Annotated in this window: 16 protein-coding genes; 6 read left to right on the top strand and 10 right to left on the bottom strand. The window is 63.7% G+C overall.

Features of this window, described 5'->3' with window-relative positions:
* Positions 1-139: 139 nt before the first annotated feature.
* Complete coding sequence (locus tag HNE_RS01060) at positions 140-1,996, bottom strand: potassium/proton antiporter (protein WP_035590744.1); 1,857 nt, start codon at positions 1,994-1,996, stop codon at positions 140-142.
* A 280-nt stretch (positions 1,997-2,276) separates the two neighbouring features.
* Here HNE_RS01060 and HNE_RS01055 point away from each other — a divergent pair, with 280 nt between their 5' ends.
* From HNE_RS01055 to HNE_RS01030, 6 genes are all read left to right on the top strand, one after another.
* A complete protein-coding gene (locus HNE_RS01055) occupies positions 2,277-3,716 on the top strand; it encodes an efflux transporter outer membrane subunit (protein ID WP_011645246.1) in 1,440 nt (479 codons plus the stop codon).
* A 9-nt stretch (positions 3,717-3,725) separates the two neighbouring features.
* Positions 3,726-4,871 carry an efflux RND transporter periplasmic adaptor subunit gene (locus HNE_RS01050; RefSeq protein WP_011645245.1) on the top strand — a complete coding sequence of 382 codons (1,146 nt, stop codon included), beginning with the start codon at positions 3,726-3,728 and terminating at the stop codon, positions 4,869-4,871.
* Between the two features lie 4 nt (positions 4,872-4,875).
* Positions 4,876-8,004 carry an efflux RND transporter permease subunit gene (locus tag HNE_RS01045; protein WP_011645244.1) on the top strand — a complete coding sequence of 1,043 codons (3,129 nt, stop codon included), beginning with the start codon at positions 4,876-4,878 and terminating at the stop codon, positions 8,002-8,004.
* A 190-nt stretch (positions 8,005-8,194) separates the two neighbouring features.
* Positions 8,195-8,665 (top strand): thioesterase family protein, encoded by a 471-nt coding sequence (locus HNE_RS17700; protein WP_233351966.1) that lies wholly within the window; start codon positions 8,195-8,197, stop codon positions 8,663-8,665.
* On the top strand, positions 8,662-9,594 hold the full coding sequence (locus HNE_RS01035) for a nucleoside hydrolase (RefSeq protein ID WP_011645241.1): 933 nt from the start codon (positions 8,662-8,664) through the stop codon (positions 9,592-9,594). The genes HNE_RS17700 and HNE_RS01035 overlap by 4 nt, the downstream gene beginning before the upstream one ends.
* Positions 9,591-10,433: a ribokinase gene (locus tag HNE_RS01030; protein WP_011645240.1), complete on the top strand. Its 843-nt coding sequence runs from the start codon at positions 9,591-9,593 to the stop codon at positions 10,431-10,433. Before HNE_RS01035 ends, HNE_RS01030 begins: the two co-directional genes overlap by 4 nt.
* Before the next feature lie 838 nt (positions 10,434-11,271).
* On the opposite strand, the gene rpoN is transcribed toward HNE_RS01030, so the two are convergent.
* The 9 genes from rpoN to HNE_RS00985 all read right to left on the bottom strand — a co-directional run bounded on the left by rpoN (position 11,272) and on the right by HNE_RS00985 (position 18,678).
* Positions 11,272-12,771, bottom strand: a complete 1,500-nt coding sequence (gene rpoN / locus HNE_RS01025; RefSeq protein ID WP_011645239.1) for an RNA polymerase factor sigma-54 — start codon at positions 12,769-12,771, stop codon at positions 11,272-11,274.
* Positions 12,772-12,789: 18 nt separating this feature from the next.
* Positions 12,790-13,524: an LPS export ABC transporter ATP-binding protein gene (gene lptB / locus HNE_RS01020; protein WP_011645238.1), complete on the bottom strand. Its 735-nt coding sequence runs from the start codon at positions 13,522-13,524 to the stop codon at positions 12,790-12,792.
* A gap of 93 nt (positions 13,525-13,617) precedes the next feature.
* On the bottom strand, positions 13,618-14,154 hold the full coding sequence (locus tag HNE_RS01015) for an LptA/OstA family protein (RefSeq protein WP_011645237.1): 537 nt from the start codon (positions 14,152-14,154) through the stop codon (positions 13,618-13,620).
* Positions 14,141-14,818: an LPS export ABC transporter periplasmic protein LptC gene (lptC, locus tag HNE_RS01010; RefSeq protein WP_011645236.1), complete on the bottom strand. Its 678-nt coding sequence runs from the start codon at positions 14,816-14,818 to the stop codon at positions 14,141-14,143. Before lptC ends, HNE_RS01015 begins: the two co-directional genes overlap by 14 nt.
* A 101-nt stretch (positions 14,819-14,919) precedes the next feature.
* Positions 14,920-15,534 carry a ribonuclease D gene (locus HNE_RS01005; protein WP_011645235.1) on the bottom strand — a complete coding sequence of 205 codons (615 nt, stop codon included), beginning with the start codon at positions 15,532-15,534 and terminating at the stop codon, positions 14,920-14,922.
* 46 nt (positions 15,535-15,580) lie between these two features.
* Positions 15,581-16,045 (bottom strand): YaiI/YqxD family protein, encoded by a 465-nt coding sequence (locus HNE_RS01000; RefSeq protein WP_011645234.1) that lies wholly within the window; start codon positions 16,043-16,045, stop codon positions 15,581-15,583.
* Complete coding sequence (locus HNE_RS00995) at positions 16,042-17,076, bottom strand: SO2930 family diheme c-type cytochrome (RefSeq protein ID WP_011645233.1); 1,035 nt, start codon at positions 17,074-17,076, stop codon at positions 16,042-16,044. Before HNE_RS00995 ends, HNE_RS01000 begins: the two co-directional genes overlap by 4 nt.
* Before the next feature lie 12 nt (positions 17,077-17,088).
* On the bottom strand, positions 17,089-18,336 hold the full coding sequence (locus tag HNE_RS00990) for a parallel beta-helix domain-containing protein (RefSeq protein WP_011645232.1): 1,248 nt from the start codon (positions 18,334-18,336) through the stop codon (positions 17,089-17,091).
* 102 nt (positions 18,337-18,438) lie between these two features.
* Complete coding sequence (locus HNE_RS00985) at positions 18,439-18,678, bottom strand: DUF1150 family protein (RefSeq protein WP_011645231.1); 240 nt, start codon at positions 18,676-18,678, stop codon at positions 18,439-18,441.
* Positions 18,679-18,793: the final 115 nt, after the last annotated feature.

Raw genomic sequence — 18,793 nt, 5'->3', positions numbered from 1 at the left:
GCGTAGTTATTGTTGCAGGCTCAAAATAGATCAGCGGCCGTGTCTACACAGCCACGGAGATACAAAATAATGTATCTTTTTTAGAATATACTTAGTTCGTACGGACACCAAACATGACAGTTATCTGACAGTCCGGCCCTCACGCCTGGTCGCCAATATCCTTTGCCGGCGCGCTCTCGGCCGGCCCGGCTGATATGGGCTTTGGTCTGCGGACAAGACCCGCGATTCGCGCCCCGCCCCGGCGCACAAGGTCTGCCATCAGCGCACCGGCGCCAGGGTCCTCTTCGCCGATGACAATGCCGACCGTGCCCACGCCGCCGGCGTCATCAAGCGCGCAAACGACAATGTCCACGTCCCCGATTGTGACACGGTCTCCCAGCACCGGCTTTCCATCGAACGACCGGTCGAGGAACTGGCTGGCCGTGACCGCGTCGCTTGTATCGATCCCTTCCAGCCCATACTGGCGCACCAGATCGGACATCTTCGTCGCGCCCTTGACGCGAAACTGGATGTCGGATTCGACCGTCATTTCATCCCAGGGGCTGGCATAAATCTGGTCCAGCAGGCGCACACGCCGGGCAGAGGCGAAGAGATACACCTGGTCATTGGCCTGCAGCGGGCCGATCGTGTGGACCGAATAGGAAAGCCCGTCCCGGATCACCATCACCGGCCGCGCCCAGCGGGGCACGCGCTCGCCCTTGGCAATCGCGCTGTCGGGATGGATCTTGTAACCGACGAGCTCCATCTCGGTTGCCCCGCGCAGCTCCAGCTCCACCCGGTCCACCAGCCCCTGCTCGGAGGGCAGGCTCATCTTCAGCAGCTTTGCCGCAGGCTGGATGGTCCAGCCCTGCACCAGCAGCGACACCAGCACCATCACGAACACGACGTTGAAATAGAAACTGCCATTCTCGATGCCCGCCAGGCCTGGCAGGATCGCCAGCAGGATCGAAACTGCCCCGCGCAAACCAACCCAGCCCGTAAACAGGGTCTCCCGCGACCTGAAATCGAAGGGCAGCAAGCACAGCCATACCGCCAGCGGCCGGGCCACGAAGATAAGAACGCCCGCCAATATGAGCGCCGGAACGAGAATGCGCGGAAACTCGGACGGGGTGGCCAGAAGGCCCAGCGCCAGAAACATCCCGATCTGCGCAAGCCAGGTCATCCCCACCTGGAACCGCCGGAGCCGATGAGCAAATTTGACCTTCCGGTTACCCGCGACCACGCCGGCCACATAGGCTGCCAGAAACCCGCTGCCCCCCAGAAGCGCGCAGACCGAGAAGACAACCAGCGCCGCTGCCAGACCGGAAATCGGATACAGCCCCGGATCGACATTGACGAGCTTGTGCAGGAACCACGAGATTCCAAAGCCGCCGACGATGCCAAACAGGATGCCCAGGCCCATCTGCTGCACGAAGGTCATCAGCACTTCAAAGCCGAACAGCGCGTCGGTGCCCGCATCTGCCACAATCAGCTCGATCAGCAGGATGGTGAGAAAGATCGCCATCGGATCGTTCGCCCCGGACTCGATCTCCAGGGTGGAGCCGACCTTCTCCCTCAGCCTGATCCCCCCTGCCCTCAGCAGGAAGAAGACCGCCGCCGCATCCGTCGACGCCACGATCGAGCCCAGCAGGAACGCCTCCAGCCAGCCAACCCCGAACAGGAAGTGCGCCGCCACACCCGTCAGACCCGCTGTCAGGACCACCCCGAACGTCGCCAGACTCAGCGCCGGCGCTGCCGCCACCTTATAGCTGCGCATCGGCGTCTCGAACCCGCTGTCAAACAGGATGATCGCCAGCGCCAGTGACCCGATGAAGTAAGCGGCCGAGCCGCTGTCAAACTGGATGCCCAGAAGTCCGTCTTCGCCTGCCAACAGGCCGATCCCGAGGAATACGAGCAGCAACGGCGCGCCAAAGCGCTGTGATACGAGGCTCGTCAATGCAGCCAGGGCCACAAGGGCCGAGCCGATCAGGATGGCGATATTTACAGACTCGAACAGTGTCCGGACCTCCTCGTCTCTGTCGCGGTGGGAGAAAAAATGATATGTGACTGACAGGCCCGTAGCTAGGGTCTATGGCGCCAAGGCGCCAGAGGCGACGGGAAAATTCCGCTGCCGGGTTACGCTTTGCTTTTCGCATGTGCAAAAAGATCACGAAAACGTGAGAGATGCTTAGACGGAATCTTTGATCTCAATCGTTTAAGGAAGCGCACGGCGGGTTAACTGCAAACTGCACTGCGTTGACTTGATCGGTAAGGTTCTTCGTCTAGTTCGGAAAAAGATGTCTGAGAAATGGGTCTCCCGGTACGCACGCCTGTCTGGCGGAGCGGTGGTCGTGTTGATGATCGCTGGCTGCGCCTCGGTGCCGGACCGGCCGGTGGCTGAAGCCGCCCCTGCCGTTGGAGACGCCTTCCGGGCCGGCGCCAGTTCCGATCCTGTTTCCTCCGAATGGTGGGCCGGCTTCAGCGACCCCGTCCTCGCCAGCCTGGTTAACACAACCCTTCAAGCCTCCCCCGCCCTGCGGGGGGCAGACTTTTCGGTGGCTGAGGCCGAAGCGGCCCTGCGCCTGGCCCTGCTGGGCGCCAGCCCCACGGCCTCCACCCGCGCGGGCATCACGGCAGGCCGCCCCACCGGCACGTCCGCCGACCGTCTGAATGTCAGCGCAACCGGCACCCTGGCGGCCAGCTGGGAATTCGACGCGTTCGGCCGCATTGCCGCCCTGGTGGAAGCGGCCCGCTATGACGCAGCCACCGCCCGCGAGCTGCGGCGGGATATTGCCGTCACGCTCGCCTCCGAAACGGCCCTTGCCTACATCAACCTGCGCGGCGCCGAGGCGCGCCTCGAAGTCGGCCGCCGCAACGCGCAGACCCAGGTGGAAGGACTCGAACTCGTCCGCACCCTTTTTGACAATGGCCGCGCCACACAGCTCGATATCGAGCAGGCCGAAACCCTTTACCGCACCACATTGGCCAGCCTCCCGGTGTACGAAGCCGACCGCGAAGCAGCCATCAGCCGCCTTGCGGCGCTGACCGCAGCGCCGGCAAGCTCGGCAGACGCCCTCCTCCAGCAGCTCACGGCCTCGCCCGGCCTGATCCCGGCCCTTGAGGCCCCGATGACAGCAGGCACACCGGAAGATCTCCTGCGCCGCCGGCCCGACATTCGCGCAGCCGAAGCCCAGGTAGGCGCCGCCCTCGCCCTCGGGGAAGTGGCCCGCGCTGACCTCTTCCCGCGCATTACGCTGAATGCAAATCTTCTCGGCCTCGTCCGCAATACCGGGGTAGCCGTCAGCGATGAGAGCCTCGGCTTCGACTTTGGCCCCGCCATCACCTGGGCCGGTCCCGACCTGCGCGGCGTCTATGCTAATATTGACGCCACCGATGCGCGTACCGGCCAGATCATCGCAAATTATCAGTCAACAGTGCTCGATGCTTTGGCAGATGCTGAAACAGCGCTGACAGATCTGGCATCGGAAAACCGCCGTACTGCTGATCTGGAAGCGGCCCTTGCTTCGGCCCGCCGGGCGCTCGACCTTGCCCGCCTGAGATACCGGGAAGGGCTCGATAGCTACCTTAATGTCCTCGACGCGCAGCGCTCGCTGCTCGACGCGGAAGACCGCCTCGCGGTCAACCGGGCAGAAACCGCCCGGCGCGCCGTCCGCGCTTACAGAAGCCTGGGCGGTATCTGGACCGACGAAGAACTCGCCGCCTACCGGGCGGGATAGGAAAATCCGATGCTGACGCTTAGCCGACCTAACATATTCAAAGCCGCCGGCGTGGCGCTTGTGGCCGCAATCCTGATTGCGGCCCCTGCCCTGACCCAGCAGCGTGGCGGCGGCCCGGCCGGCGCCGGTCGCGCGCCCCCGCCCAGCAGCGTTTTTGCCGAACCTATCCGCGAACAGGTCTTCGCCAGCCGTGTCGAAGCAATCGGCACACTGGAACCCAATGAGATGGCAGCCCTGACCCTGACCGCGTCAGACCGCGTCACGGCCGTTTATTTCAATGACGGGGACCGCGTGAAGAAGGGCAAGACCCTCCTGTCTCTGGCCCAGCGCGAGCAGGTTGCCCTTGTCGAGTCCGCCGAAGCTGACCTTGCCCAGGCCGAGCAGGATCTGGCCCGCGTCGAACCGCTGGCAAAGCAAGGCGCCGTCTCGACATCTGAACTCGACATGGCCCGCCGGAATGTCAACGCTGCTGCGGCCCAGCTGCGCGCCGTTCAGTCGCGCCAGCGCGACCGCGTTCTGGTTGCCCCGTTCGACGGCGTTCTCGGCTTTCGCCGTGTCAGCGTCGGTTCGCTCGTCGGCCCCGGCGATGTCGTCGCCACCCTGATCGATGACAGCGTCATGCGCCTTGAATTTGCCGTGCCGTCCACTTTCCTGCGCGTGCTTCGCCCCGGCCTCGAAATTCAGGCATCCAGCGACGACCTGCCCGGCCAGGTTTTCAACGGCACTGTGGATTCCATCGACAACGCCATCGACCCCATCACCCGCTCCGTCCGTGTGCGCGCAAATGTTCCGAACCCGTCGGCGATCCTCAAGGCCGGCATGTATATGTCGGTCACTCTGGAAGCGGCCCCGCGCCGGGCGATGTCTGTCCCCGAAGTCGCGCTGCAGCCGCGTGGCCCAGAAACCTTTGTCTGGATTGCAGAGAAAGACGGCGCGCAAACCGTTGCCCGCCGCGTGAAGATCGAACCCGGCCTGCGCCATGAAGGCCGGGTTGAAGTGGTTTCCGGGCTCACTGCCGGCCAGATGGTAATCACGGAAGGCGCCCTGCGCGTCCGCGAAGGCGCCCCCGTCGTGATCGTGGATGAAGGCATTCTCCAGCCCCAACCCGCCGCGCGAAGTGGTTCTGTGGGTGGCCCAGCCGTGAACCTGGATTGAGCCGATGTTTCTGTCGGACACATCGGTAAAACGCCCGGTATTCGCTTCGGTCCTGTCGATTTTGCTGATCGTGTTCGGCCTGGTGGCGTTTTCGCGCCTGCCGCTGCGTGAATTTCCCGACATCGACCCGCCCGTGGTGTCGATCAGTGTGAACTATCCCGGTGCCTCGGCCTCCGTGGTCGAAACGCGCATTACCCAGATCATTGAAGAACGCATTGCCGGTATCGGCGGCGTCCGCTTCATCAACTCCCGCTCGCGCGATGGAAGCTCAGACATTTCCATCGAGTTCAACGTCAACCGCGACATCGACGCGGCCGCCAATGACGTGCGCGACCGTGTCTCCAGCGTCGCCGACCGCCTGCCCCCCGAGGCCGACGCGCCGGAAGTCGAAAAGGCCGACGCCGATGATGATGTCATTCTCTGGCTGAACTTCGCCAGTCAGGAGATGACGACACCGGAACTCACGGACTATGCCAACCGGTTCCTGGTTGACCGGTTTTCGGCGATTGATGGCGTTGCCCGTATCCAGATCGGCGGTTCGCGCGATTACGCAATGCGCGTCTGGCTCGACCGGCGCGCCATGGCGGCCCGCGGCCTCACGGCAGGCGATGTCGAACGCGCCCTGCGCGCCGAGAATGTCGAGGCCCCTGCCGGCACGCTTGAATCCGGCGCGGTGGCCTACACGCTCCGGATAGACCGCTCGTTCCAGGACGCAGACGACTTCGCCGGCCTCGTGATTGCCGAAGGCGAAGGCTATCTCGTCCGCCTTGGCGACATCGCCCGTGTCGAACGCGGCACCGTGGACGACCGGACGATGTTCCGCGGCAATGGCGAACCCATGGTTGGTCTCGGCATCGTCAAACAGTCGACTGCCAACACCGTTGACGTCGCCAAAGGGGCCAAGGCGCTCGCCGCAGAACTCAACACCACCCTGCCTGAGGGCATGCAACTTTATCTCTCCTTCGACAGCTCGGTCTTTATCGAAGCCTCGATCCGCGAAGTCTGGACCACCCTGGCCATCGCCGTTGTCCTGGTGACGCTGGTCATCTTCCTTTTCCTTGGCAGCTTCCGCACAACCATCATCCCGGCCATCACCGTGCCTGTTTCGGTCATCGCCACATTCATCGTCCTCTATGCCCTCGGCTTCACGCTGAACCTTCTCACCCTGCTCGCGCTCGTGCTCGCCATCGGCCTGCTCGTGGACGACGCCATCGTCGTGCTGGAAAACATCCACCGCCGCATGCAGGAAGAACACGAGTCGCCCCTCGTGGCCGCCTTCAACGGTGCCCGGCAGGTAGGCTTCGCGGTTATCGCGACCACCATGGTCCTTATGGCCGTGTTCATCCCCATCACGCTGATGGAGGGTAATACCGGCCGTCTGTTCACGGAATTTGCCGTGACAATCGCCGCCGCCGTTGCCTTCTCGAGTTTCGTCGCCCTTACCCTGTCACCGATGCTGGCATCGAAAATCCTCAAGCCGCATGCCGAGTCCCGCTCAGGCCCCCTCTCCGGCTTCATCCAGGGCATCGACAAGACGGTCGACAAGGTCCGGGGCGGCTATGGCCATGTCTTCGATTTCCTCGTCCGGCGCCCCCTTGCCATCGCCCTGGCCACCCTCGCCATCATGGTCGGCAGCTGGTTCATCTTCCAGGACCTCGACAGCGAATACGCTCCCCGCGAGGATCGTGGCGGCTTCTTCATGTCGATCCGTGGCCCGGAAGGCGCCTCGTTTGAATATATGGAGCGCTATCTCGACGAGATTGAGCGCCGCCTCATGCCTTACACAGAGTCCGGCGAGATCAGCCGCCTGCTCATCCGCGCGCCCGGCTGGGGTGGCGGTTACAATCAGGGCAACGTCGTCGCCGTTCTGTCGGACTGGGACGAACGCCGCCCGGCTGACGACATCATCAACGAAATCAACGGCAAGCTCTCTGACCTGCCCGGCATCCGCGGCTTTGCGATGATGCGCCAGGGCCTTGCGGGCGGCGGCGGCAAGCCGGTCCAGTTCGTCATCGGCGGACCGTCCTATGAAGAACTCGTCGTCTGGCGGGATGATTTCCTTGCCGCCCTCGAAGCCGACAATCCCGGCATCGTCGACATCGACTGGGATTACAAGGAAACCCAGCCGCAATACCGTATCCAGATCAATTACGAGCGCGCGGCCGACCTCGGCGTGACCGTCGCCGAAATTGGCTCGACGCTGGAAACCATGCTCGGCTCGCGCCGCGTCACCACCTATATCGACAATGGCGAAGAGTATGATGTCATCCTGGAAGGTATCCGCTCCGAGCAGAACACCCCCACCGATGTGCAGAACATCTATGTCCGCTCCACCCGGTCGGGTGAGCTGATCCCCCTCTCCAGCATCGTCACATTGCAGCCCTTCGCCGACAGCCCGACGCTCAACCGCTACAACCGCGTGCGCGCCATCACCATCGATGCCGACCTCGCCCCCGGCGTGACCCTGGGCACCGCGCTCGACGGCATGGAACGCATCGCCCGCGACGTGCTGCCCACCGAAGCCTCGATCGACTTCAAGGGCCAGTCCCTCGAATTCCGCTCCGCCGGGGCGTCGATCGCCTTCGTCTTCGTGATCGGCCTGCTGATCGTCTTCCTCGTGCTCGCCGCGCAGTTTGAAAGCTGGATACACCCGCTCGTCATCATGCTGTCGGTGCCCGCCACCCTGGCGGGCGGCCTCCTCGGCCTCTGGCTCACCGGGCAGACCCTCAACATCTATACCCAGATCGGCCTCATCATGCTGATCGGCATCGCGGCCAAGAACGGCATCCTGATCGTCGAATTTGCCAACCAGCTCCGCGATGAGGGCAAGGATTTCGATACCGCCCTCAAGGAAGCCGCCCTCGCCCGTCTGCGCCCGATCCTGATGACCGGCCTCACCACGGCGGCCGGCGCGCTGCCTCTGATCATCACCAGCGGCGCGGGCGCCGAAACCCGCATCGCCATCGGCGCGGTGATCCTCTTTGGCTCGCTCGCCGCGGTCACCGTCGCGCTGATCGTTGTGCCAACGGCGTACACCCTTCTGGCCCGCCGCACCGGCTCACCGGGGGATGTCACCCGCCGGCTCGAGGAAGAAACCGCGCAAGTCGCGCCCGCGCCGCATCCGGCAGAGTAAACACCGCCTGTCCGCCCCGGCCTCACGCCCGCCTTGCCTTTCCGGCACGGGCTTCGCATAGACATGCCCGTCCAGAATGTGCCGCGCGGCGCCATTAGGGGCTTGTGAACATCGCCTTGCGTAGAGTGCGTCTGCCATGAACCTTTTCTTCCGGTTCCTTCGAATCTTCCTGCCGGCTTTCTTCAGCCGCGTGCACACGAGTCTTATGGACCTGCACATCGTCCGCTCCGCCGTCTGGCTCGGCGACCAGGACCCGATGGGCCACATGACCAATTCGCGCTATTCCTCGTTCACCGATCTGGCGATCATGAACTATATGGGCCGCACCGGCGCCCTGAAGGCCTTCCGCAAGCGCGGCTGGCTGCCGGTCATCCAGTACGAATCCTTCGCCTATCTGCGCATGCTGCGCTATCCGCAGAAATTCGAAGTCCACACCCGCCTCATCGGCTGGGAAGATACGCGTCTCGTCTTCCAGCACACCTTCCTCTCCGGCGGCCGCGTCCATGCCGAAAGCACGATGATCGCCCGCCTCACCGGCCGCAAGAAGCTGCGCGTAACGGCAGACATGGCGATGGAAGCGCTCGGCGTCACGCTGGACAGCCCGCCGCTGGCGCCGCATGTTCAGGCCCTCCTTGAAGATCTGAGATCCGCCGCCACGTGACCGCCCCCCTGCCCCTCATCATCGATTGCGATCCCGGCATCGACGACGCCGTCATGCTGATGATGGCGCTCGGCTCGCCCCGCTTTGATGTCCGCGCAATTACCACCGTGGCGGGCAACGTCCCCCTGCGCCTCACCAGCCGCAATGCCCGCATGATGGGCGAGCTGATGGGCCGGCCCGACATCCCCGTCTTTGCCGGCTGCCCACGCCCGATGCTGCGCCCGCCCGTCACGGCCGAGGACTTCCACGGCGAAAGCGGCATCTACGGCATCGACGTGTTCGAACCAAAAGCCCCGCTCCAGCCATCCCACGCCGTCGACGCCCTCATCCGTCTGCTGAAAGCCGCCCCGCATAAGGGCATGACCCTCGTCGTCACCGGCCCGATGACCAATCTCGCCTGCGCCCTCGTCATGGCGCCGGAGATCGCCGCTCATATCCGCGAGATCGTCATCATGGGCGGCGCCGATACCGAAGGCGGCAACATCACCCCCTTCGCCGAGTTCAACATCTTCGCCGATCCCCACGCGGCCGCCATCGTGCTCGAAACCGGCCTCCCCGCCACCATCCTCAGCCTTGACGCCACCCACCAGGTCCGCGCGACGCAGGCCCGCATCGATCGCCTCGCCCAGATCCCCGGCCCCCGCGCCGCGATGATGGCCTCGCTGCTGACGGCCGCCAACAACCTCGAAACCCGCGCCCGCCCCGGCACCAAAGTCCCGATGCATGATCCCTCCACCATCGCCTGGCTGCTCGCCCCGGAAATGTTCGAGACGGTCAACGCCCGCGTCACGGTCACCACAAGACCCGGCAAGGAATTTGGCCGCACGAAAGTCCGCCCCATGAAGACGGGCCCCCATCGCTGGGTCACAAAAGCGAATGCCGATGCCTTCTTTGCACGGATCGAAGACATATTGAGGATCGCGCCATGATCACCGTCGTCGGCTCGGTCAATCTCGATTTTGTCGCCAGCGGAAAATCCCTCCCCCATGCGGGGGAAACCGTCACCGGCGCCCGCCTCGCGCGCCATCCCGGCGGCAAGGGCGCCAACCAGGCGCTCGCCGCCCGCCGCCTCGGCGCAGATGTGCGCCTCGTCGCGGCGGTCGGCAATGACGACATGGCCGAAGAGGCGCTCAAGCTGCTGCGCCATGGCGGCGTGGACCTCTCGGCCACGCAGTACATCAATGGAGAGACAACCGGCGTCGCCCTGATTGCGGTCTCCGCCGAAGGCGAAAACCAGATCATCGTCTGTCCCGGCGCCAATGATGCGCTTGATCCGGGCGATGTCGAAGGCGCCACCATCGAACATATGATGGGCGTGCTCGAAGTGCCTGCCGCCACGCTGCTGGCCGCCGCCGAGCGCGCCACCGGCTTTGTCGCGCTGAACCTCGCCCCGGCCATGAAAATCCCGGAAGCGCTGATCGCGCGCGCCTCCCTCCTCATCGTCAATGAAACCGAAGCCGCCTTCTATGGCCCCGCGCTGCACGGCCCCGGCCGCTACGTCGCCATTTCCCTCGGCGCAGCCGGCGCCCAGCTCTGGAAAGACGGCGAAATGATCGCCTCTGCCGCGCCCCCCGATGTAAAGGTCATCGACACGACCGGCGCCGGCGACACCTTCAGCGCCGCCCTCACGGTCAGCCTCATCAAGGGCAAATCCCCCGAAGACGCCCTCACCTACGCCGTCACCGCCGGCTCCCTCGCCTGCACCAAACCCGGCGCCCAACCCAGCCTGCCCCGCCGCGCCGAAGTCGAGGCGCTGCTGAAATCCTGATCATCCGCACAGGGATTAAGATCACTTACCCCTCTCCCTCTGGGAGAGGAGGGGCCCATCGCGCAGCGATGGGAGGTGAGGGCTCGGGCAACGAGGATAAGCGCGGCGCTATCCAACACACACCGCCCCCTCCAAAATAAAATCCCAGCCCAGCCTCCCCCTTCCCCCTACCCCCCGTGTCATCCCAGCCAAGGCCGCGCAGCGGCCGCAGAGCCGGGACCTTCGTGGGGGTGCGCGCAAGCTGAGAGAGGGTCCCGGATCACCGCTGCGCGGCGTCCGGGATGACACGGCAGAAGAAATACTTATCCGCCGGGGTCCCCCGCGCCGTCACATTAGGCGCATCCTCCTCACAGGAGCCGCGCCGGTACCGTTCGGTTTGTGAGGAGGTCGCCCCGGAGGATGGGAGCGGCTGGGTTTTACGGTCCAGCCTCTCTCCAGGGACGTTGATCCAGGCAAGCCGGACCAAAAAGCCGGTAGAGAATCCCCACTGGCCCGCCTTTCATCTGAGAGGTCACGAGAGTTGATGGTAAGTGGTCAAGGCCTGGCAGCGCCGAAGTCATCCCGAATCCTACTGCCCGAAACTCCGGCGGCAGTGCGCGGCGGGCGATAGCGCCCAAACCGCAACACGAAACACCTTTCAGGGCGCCGCGGCGCCCGCCGCGCACAGGCTCCACCTCGCGGAGCTACCCGAACTGCTCAGACCCCGGATGGCAACCGCCAGTCCGGATACCGCCGATTCTACTACACTCAAGGCTTGATGCCCCCACGAGCAAAGCGAAGGCGCAGGCGGGCTGAGACCGAAGGTCTCAGCAACACCGCCGAGCAAAAAACAAAAACCCTACCCCGCCCGGCCCATGCGGCGGCGTTGCACGCTGGAGGGAATATTCAGGCTCTCGCGATACTTTGCCACCGTGCGGCGGGCAATCTCGATGCCGAAACCGGTGAGGATGTCCACGATCTGGTCGTCCGACAGCACGTCTTCAGGTGCCTCGTCCTCGATCAGCTGCTTGATCCGGTGACGGACGGCTTCTGCCGAGTGGGCCTCGCCGCCGCCGGTGGCCGGAATGGAGGCCGAAAAGAAGTATTTGAACTCAAACAGGCCGCGCGGCGTGGCCATGTACTTGTTGGTCGTCACACGGCTGACGGTGGACTCATGCATCTCGATCGCATCAGCCACCTGTTTGAGGTTCAGCGGGCGCAGGTGCGCCACGCCATGGGCGTAAAACCCGTCCTGCTGGCGAACAATCTCGCTCGCCACCTTCAATATGGTGCGCGCCCGCTGATCCAGAGACTTGACCAGCCAGCTGGCAGACGCCGCGCATTCGGAGATGAATTCCTTCTCCTTCTCGCGCATCGGCAGAGCGGTCACCTCGGCATAATATGCCTTGTCCATCAGCACGCGCGGAAGGTTCTCGGAGTTGAGCTCCACAGCAAACATGCCATTGGGCAGTTCACGGACGAAAACATCCGGCGCCACGGCAACCGTGGTATCGCTGGAAAAACCCGCCCCCGGCTTGGGCGAAAGCTGGCGCAGCTCCAGCAGCATGTCCTGGATGTCGGCCTTGTCGACACCGCACACGTCCATCAGCGCCTTCATGTCGTGGCGGGCCACAAGATGCAGATTGTCCAGCATCGCCTGCATGGCCGGATCAAGCCGGCCGCGATCCTTCAGCTGGAGCGCGAGGCATTCGGGCACGGAGCGGGCCATCACGCCGGTCGGATCAAAGCCCTGGCAGACGGCGAGGACTGCCTCGACATTGGCAATGTCGGCGCCCAGCGCCTTGGCTACATCGTCCAGCGGCGCGCGCAGATAGCCGGTCTCGTCCATCTCGTCGATCAGGCGGGCGGCGATCAACCGGTCAGCCGCCGAAAGGCCGGCAAAGTTCAGCTGGGTATGGAGATGTTCGTGCAGCGTGATGTCGCCGGAAACATTGGCGGCATAGTCAAACTCCTCCGAGGACGAACCGCCCCCGGACGCGCCTGACCAGTCAGTGGTGGCGGAGGGGCCGCGCGCCTCGTCCGATCCGGTATCAGAGCCTGTGCCGGGCTCGAAGACGTCCTCACCGGGCGCGTCAAGCTGGTCGCGCGCTTCGCCAAGGCCGGAATTGTCGTCGAGGGTCAGCTGCTCGCGCTTCTTGGGGTCGGCGTCCTCGGCCGTGCCCGACGCCCCGCCCTCATCCTCGACCTTCACGAGCAGCGGATTGCGCTCAAGCTCAGCCTCGATGAATTCGGACAGTTCCTGGTTCGACAGCTGCAGAAGCTTGATCGCCTGCTGCAGCTGCGGCGTCATTACCAGGGACTGGCCCTGGCGCATGTCGAGTGATTGTTTCATGGCCATAAGCCGCGCCCCCTGAGATCAAGCGGCGAACTGCTCACCCAGATAGACCCTGCGGACGTCCTCATTCTTCAGCACGTCTTCCGGCGTGCCTGCAAACAGAACTTCCCCATCATACATGACATAGGCCCGGTCGACGATCTGAAGCGTCTCGCGCACCTGGTGATCTGTGATCAGAACACCCAGGCCGCGCTGTTTCAGATAGCGGACAAGTTCGGAAATGTCGGAGATGGCAAGCGGGTCGATACCGGTGAACGGTTCGTCCAGTAGCATAAAGCTTGGACGCGATGCGAGCGCGCGGGCGATCTCCACGCGCCGCCGTTCACCGCCCGAAAGGGAGGTGGCAGGCTGGTTACGCAGATGTTCGACATGCAACTCGCTGAGCAGGCCATCGACCTGTGCCATGCGCGCCGCCCGGTCTTTCTCGACCAGTTCGGCAACCGCCAGCACATTCTCCTCTACAGTCATCCCCCGGAAGATCGAGGCTTCCTGCGGCAGGTACCCCACGCCCAGACGGGCGCGCTGATACATTGGCAGGCGCGTGACATCTTCGCCATCGATGGAAATCGAGCCGGAATCGGCACCGATCAACCCCATGATCATGTAGAAACAGGTGGTCTTGCCGGCCCCGTTGGGTCCAAGCAGGCCGACAACTTCTCCCCGTGCAAGGGAGAGCGAAACATCGCGCACGACCTGACGTTTGCCAAAAGCCTTGGCAAGGTTGTGGACGACGAGGCCTTCGGCCGGTGCGCTCATGATCTGGTCATTCCCTTTACACGAGGCGGTATTGCCGCCCTGATTTACCCTACCCCACCATGCTTAAGATCGGCTTCAGGATTCTGTCGAAATTCACGGAGTCTCTTGAGACTTGCCTTCCGGATCGATCACCATCCGCGTGCGCCCGCCGCCGCCTTCCAGCCGCGTGCGGCGGTTGGTGACCTCCATGACGAGGCGCTGGCCCTCGGCCACATCCCGGTCGCGCATCAGGGCGACATTGCCGGTCATGACGATCGTGTCGGTGGCGAGTTCATAATTGCCACGGTCGCCCTTCGCCTTCAGCTCCGGTGTCACATAATAAACGTTGCCTTCGGCCAGGATGCTCTCCACCTGCCCGAAACTGCCCGCCACGCCCTGGGCGGGCTGGGCGGCGGTTTCGCCCTGCTGGGGGGCAAACTGGATGGTGACCGTGTCCGCCCGCAGGCGCGCGGTGCCCTGGCGGATGTCGACATTGCCCACCAGCAACACCTTGCGCTCGCGCTCAAGGCTCTCGGTGCGTTCCGAATTGATATAGATCGGGCCGCCATCCGACGAGATTTGCGCAAAGGCAGGCGCGCCCATCAGGAGGCCAAGGACAAGACCAGCGCCTGCTGCCTTAAGGAGTGCCATCTTCATCACCTTCACGCGTTCCTGCCGGTTGCCCGGAATTGCTTGGATAGATCACCGTCTGGACATTGCCCTTGAAGACGATGCGGTCGCCGCCATCAAGGATTTCATACGAGTCTGCCTTGATGTCGCCAAGAGGCCCCTGCCCTTCAAGCGGCGAAAGCCCCTCGACGCGGTCCTCGGCGACATGCACGCGGGCGCCCTGCGAATTGAACATATAACCCGCCGCGTCGGAAATCCGGACATCCTCGTAAAGCTCGAGAATTCCGAGATCCCGGTCATAAAAGCCCGATGGCGCCTGAACTTCGGTGCCCTTGGAATCGCGCAGGATCGGCCCGGTCAGGTCAACGGCCCCGTCACGGGTCCGACGGCGCTTGGCCGTGTCGGCCGTAATCGTGAAAATCTGGCCCGCCGCATCGCGCCCGGTAAAGCGTGGATTGACCATCGTGACCGCCTGGCTGTCATCCACCGGAGGCGGGCGCGATTCCTGGCCAATGGCACTGCGAACAATGTAACCGAGAAAAAGCCCGATGGAGACCGCTGCGGCCCCCACCAGGGCGTAGCGCAGATACTTCACCCGCTCCGACCGCCGCCGCGCCTGCGCCAGCGTCAGCTGTCGCCGGGGCGCCCAGAGCGAAATCGGATCATTGTGACGGGCTGCTTCCATGGAGGCGGGGAGAATCCGGATAAACTGCGATCAACCAGCAGTCTTAACCGTGAAGCTGCGCCTGCGAAAGCACGAGAAGGCAGGTATCGGACAGGCTTTGCTCAACTGTGAGCAAAAATGTCCTCGTCCGGCCAGCCGGCCAGATCGAGATCGGCCCGGATCGGCAGGAAATCGAAGCAGGCCTGCGCAAGTTCCAGGCGCCCTTCCCGCTCCAGCATGGCCTCCAGGCCCGCCTTGATCTGGTGGAGATACAGTACATCACTGGCCGCATACTGGATCTGGGCGTCGGTAAGCTTGTCCTGGCCCCAGTCAGAGCTCTGCTGCGCCTTGGACATATCCACGCCCGCCACTTCGCGCGCCACATCCTTCAGGCCGTGCCGGTCGGTGTAAGTGCGCGCCAGGCGCGAGGCGATCTTGGTGCACCAGATCGGCGCGCAGGTGATCCCCATCCAGCGCTTCATCATCACCACATCAAACCGGGCGAAGTGGAAAATCTTCAGCACCTTGGGATCGGTCAACAGCGCCTTGAGATTGGGGCAGTCATAGTCGCGGGTCAGCTGCACGAGATGCGCTGTGCCATCCCCGGAGGAAACCTGCACGAGCGTGAGATTGTCGCGCATGGCGTTCAGGCCCATCGCCTCGGTATCGACGGCGATCACGGGGCCAAGGCTCAGACCTTCGGGAAGGTCGCCCTTATGGAGGGTGATCTGGTTCATGGATCGGCCCTTAGCACGACCGGAATTAAGCACAAGTCAAAGGCGCCTAGCCCGCCGCTCGCTTGGCCGCCACAATCGCCGCATCCAGCGCGGACAGGAAGCGCGAGCGGTCGGCCTTGCTGAAGGGGGCTGGCCCACCTGCCCCGATACCGGCAACACCGACCCGCCGGTCCGCCATGATCGACCGTGTGGCCAGCGCCGTGCCGATGGAGTCGTCTGTAAACGGCTTGCCGGAGGGCCCCAGCACCCGCGCGCCGGCCTTCAGGCAACGGTCGGCCAGCGGAATATCCGCTGTCACGACAATCGAGGCGGCGCTTGCCTGCTCCGCAATCCAGTCATCGGCCGCGTCAAACCCGTCACTGACGATCTTGCGGGAGATCAGCGGATGCTCCGGAATACGGAAGTATGAGTTGGACACCACGCTCACCGGCACCTGATGGCGCAGCGCCACCATGTAGATCTCGTCCTTCACCGGACACGCATCGCCATCGACCAGGATTTGTACGCTCATGGCGTCTCCATCGCGCCAATCCATTCGCGGATCAAGGCGAGGCTTTCGGGATCACTCACGCTGCGGCCCAGTTCGGGCATCGCAACGCCCGGCTCGGTCGAGGCCATCCGGTAGAGGAGGATCGAGGCGTCCGGGTCTCCTGGTACGATCACCTGCTTCAACCCGCCTGACCCGCGCCCGGCGGCAACAGGATGTTTCAGGAGGCCAATCCGGGCCCCGGTCTGTTCGGTGGCTGGCAGCCAGAGACCGGAATTCGACGCCGACCCGTCTGCCTTATGACAATGCGCGCAGTTGATATCGAGCCAGGCCCGCGCCCGCGCGTCCAGCGGCTGGGAAACATCGAACGCATAGGGTTCGCCGGCGACGCCTTCGGGCAGGCCGTCCAGAATGCCCGCCTCAACCCAGCGAGTGAGCTGCCCCTCATGCGCCAGGTGGCGCGCCTTTGGCCCGATGGGTTCAATGGCGTCGCCCGCCTGATGGCAGGTCTTGCACTGGTTCTGGTTGGGCACCGCGTAGCGCAGTTGCAGGGTTTCTGCTGCCGGGCTCACCGTCTCGATGTCGATCCGCTTTCCGGCAGGCCTATAAACGGCCTCAGTCTGATCTTCATTCCAGACATAGGGATATGCCGCCCAGCCCTCAGTCTTGTGAATCAGAAGACGCGTCTCCACGCGGTATGCCCCTTCGTCGGGGACGCGCATGTCCGGAGCAAACGCAAACGTCTTCACAAGGACCGTGCCGACCGGAAAGCTGAACACATCTTCCGCGTTAAAGGAGGCCGATGCTCCCTTAGGCACGAAGACAAGCCGGTGCTTGGCGGCGTGGTCGGTGAACAGCGGATTGATCAGCTCATACGGCAGAACGCCTTGCGCAGGGACCGCGCCGGCAACATCCGAAAACAAGCCGTAATCGGAAAGCACCGGCGCGGGGCCTGCCGCCAGGATGACGTCAAGGTCTGGTCCGCGTGCGCCCTTCCCCCCGGCGGAACAACCCGCCAACAGGAAAAGCGCCGCAAGGAAGCCCTGCCATTTCATGCCTGGCCTGCCTCAGCGGTCGCCATGCGGCAGGACCACAGCTGCCGGTTCGGCCGCTGCCACGGCCACCGGGCGTTCCGGCGAAGGGGCCATGGCCGCCGGATCAATCGGATACCTGCCGAGGCCAAAGCTGATGAAACCAACCTCGGACGCCTCCTCGACAGCAATGTTCATAGCCTGCGGCTCGCCCTCGCCCCAGCGATCCACCCCGTCCCACACGATGGCGGGCAGCTGGCCGCCCAGCGCGGCCGCCAGCGGAGCAAGATCACCCTGCGGGTCGTCTCCGCCCGCGCCGTAATCATTGTCCCGCAACACCAGATCACGCGGCAGTGGATTATAGGTCTCGTCCGTGAACGGCTCGGAATACGACATGATCAGCACATGGGCCGAGCGGTTGTTGTCAAAGTTATTGTCGAACACATGCACATTCCGGTTGGCCATCACGATGACCCCGGTGCCCGAGGGCACGCTGGCAACGATATTGCCTGCCGGCGCAAAGTTGCGAGTGTTGTTCTCGATGATTTCATTGTCGAAGATGCGGGTGGAATTGCCGCCCGATACCGGAAGGTCTGGCAGGTCAAACACCAGAATGCCCCCGGTATTGTTGCGGGCAATGTTGCCATAGACGTCGGCATTCATCGAATTCTCGATCTCGATGCCCGCCACGTTATATTCGACCACGGAGTTACGCACGATGATGTTGTCTGACTGGCCAACATAGATGCCGGCGTCCGATGCCGCGCGCACGGTTACATTCTCAACCAGCACATTTTTCGATTCCACCGGATAAACGCCGTAGGCGCCATTGGCTTCGTCCGGACCACCCGTCCATTCAACTGTCAGATAGCGGTAGATGATCTGATCGGCGCCTTTGGACTTGATGCCATCGCCCTTGGTGTTGCGCACGCCGAAGTCCATCAGCAGCACATCATCGGAGGTTACGAGCAGGCCTTCGCCCGCGCCTTCCTGGCCGGTGAAGTCGAGGATCGTCTTCTCCTGCCCTGCCCCGCGCAATGTTACGCCATCGACATCCAGAGACAGGCCATCGGTCAGCTGGAAAACGCCTTCGGGCAACAGGATCGTCTCGCCCGGCTTGGCGGCGATCAGGGCCGCCTGAAGCGTCGCGCCAAAATCGCCCTCGGCCGAAAGCGGCGCGGGCACTTCGCCAGCGGGGGGCGGCGGTTCGGTTGTGGATGGCGAACAGGCGGCAAATGCCAGCACAGAAACGGCAGCGCCTAGGGCGCGCAGGCGAATGGACATATCTTCCCTCCCCGGAATTGTTATGACGCGAGTGTCAACTTCAATCCGGGGAAAAGCAAGAGCGGGCGCGGAGCTAGGTGCCCGCGCCCGTCTGATGCCGCGTCAGTGAACGCTGAGCGGGTTAAGGTCGTTGGCGTGGCAGGCGGCAAAGGCCGCGTCACGCCCTTCCACAATGGCGAGGCGCTGGCCGTCAGCGGAAAACACCATGAACAGGTCATCAGGGTCATCAATGTCCGCAAGCGCGTCGGGCGGGAGAAGTCCGCTCACCTCGCCGACATCCATCTGGCGGATATAGACGAGAGCTTCTTTCTCAAACAGGTCTGTCTCGATTTCGGTCGTCATCAGTCCACTCCTTTCCGCGCCCCGTCCGGGGGTCGCTGGCAGAGGGCTCGTTGGCCACCTTGCCATGCAGGAAAGGTGGGCCTGCATTGTGGCCGGTTCAAGCACCTTGATGCGG

It is taken from the genome of Hyphomonas neptunium ATCC 15444, assembly GCF_000013025.1.
In the GTDB taxonomy this organism is placed as follows: Bacteria; Pseudomonadota; Alphaproteobacteria; order Caulobacterales; family Hyphomonadaceae; genus Hyphomonas; species Hyphomonas neptunia.
This window is presented reverse-complemented; position numbering and strand designations above follow the sequence as displayed.

Bases quoted from the DNA above. Each gene is read 5' to 3' on its own strand.
- HNE_RS01055 (WP_011645246.1), top strand. From the start codon at position 2,277: ATGTCTGAGAAATGGGTCTCCCGGTACGCACGCCTGTCTGGCGGAGCG.
- HNE_RS01050 (WP_011645245.1), top strand. From the start codon at position 3,726: ATGCTGACGCTTAGCCGACCTAACATATTCAAAGCCGCCGGCGTGGCG.
- HNE_RS01045 (WP_011645244.1), top strand. From the start codon at position 4,876: ATGTTTCTGTCGGACACATCGGTAAAACGCCCGGTATTCGCTTCGGTC.
- HNE_RS01030 (WP_011645240.1), top strand. From the start codon at position 9,591: ATGATCACCGTCGTCGGCTCGGTCAATCTCGATTTTGTCGCCAGCGGA.
- rpoN (WP_011645239.1), bottom strand. From the start codon at position 12,771: ATGGCCATGAAACAATCACTCGACATGCGCCAGGGCCAGTCCCTGGTA.
- lptB (WP_011645238.1), bottom strand. From the start codon at position 13,524: ATGAGCGCACCGGCCGAAGGCCTCGTCGTCCACAACCTTGCCAAGGCT.
- HNE_RS01015 (WP_011645237.1), bottom strand. From the start codon at position 14,154: ATGGCACTCCTTAAGGCAGCAGGCGCTGGTCTTGTCCTTGGCCTCCTG.
- lptC (WP_011645236.1), bottom strand. From the start codon at position 14,818: ATGGAAGCAGCCCGTCACAATGATCCGATTTCGCTCTGGGCGCCCCGG.
- HNE_RS01005 (WP_011645235.1), bottom strand. From the start codon at position 15,534: ATGAACCAGATCACCCTCCATAAGGGCGACCTTCCCGAAGGTCTGAGC.
- HNE_RS01000 (WP_011645234.1), bottom strand. From the start codon at position 16,045: ATGAGCGTACAAATCCTGGTCGATGGCGATGCGTGTCCGGTGAAGGAC.
- HNE_RS00995 (WP_011645233.1), bottom strand. From the start codon at position 17,076: ATGAAATGGCAGGGCTTCCTTGCGGCGCTTTTCCTGTTGGCGGGTTGT.
- HNE_RS00990 (WP_011645232.1), bottom strand. From the start codon at position 18,336: ATGTCCATTCGCCTGCGCGCCCTAGGCGCTGCCGTTTCTGTGCTGGCA.
- HNE_RS00985 (WP_011645231.1), bottom strand. From the start codon at position 18,678: ATGACGACCGAAATCGAGACAGACCTGTTTGAGAAAGAAGCTCTCGTC.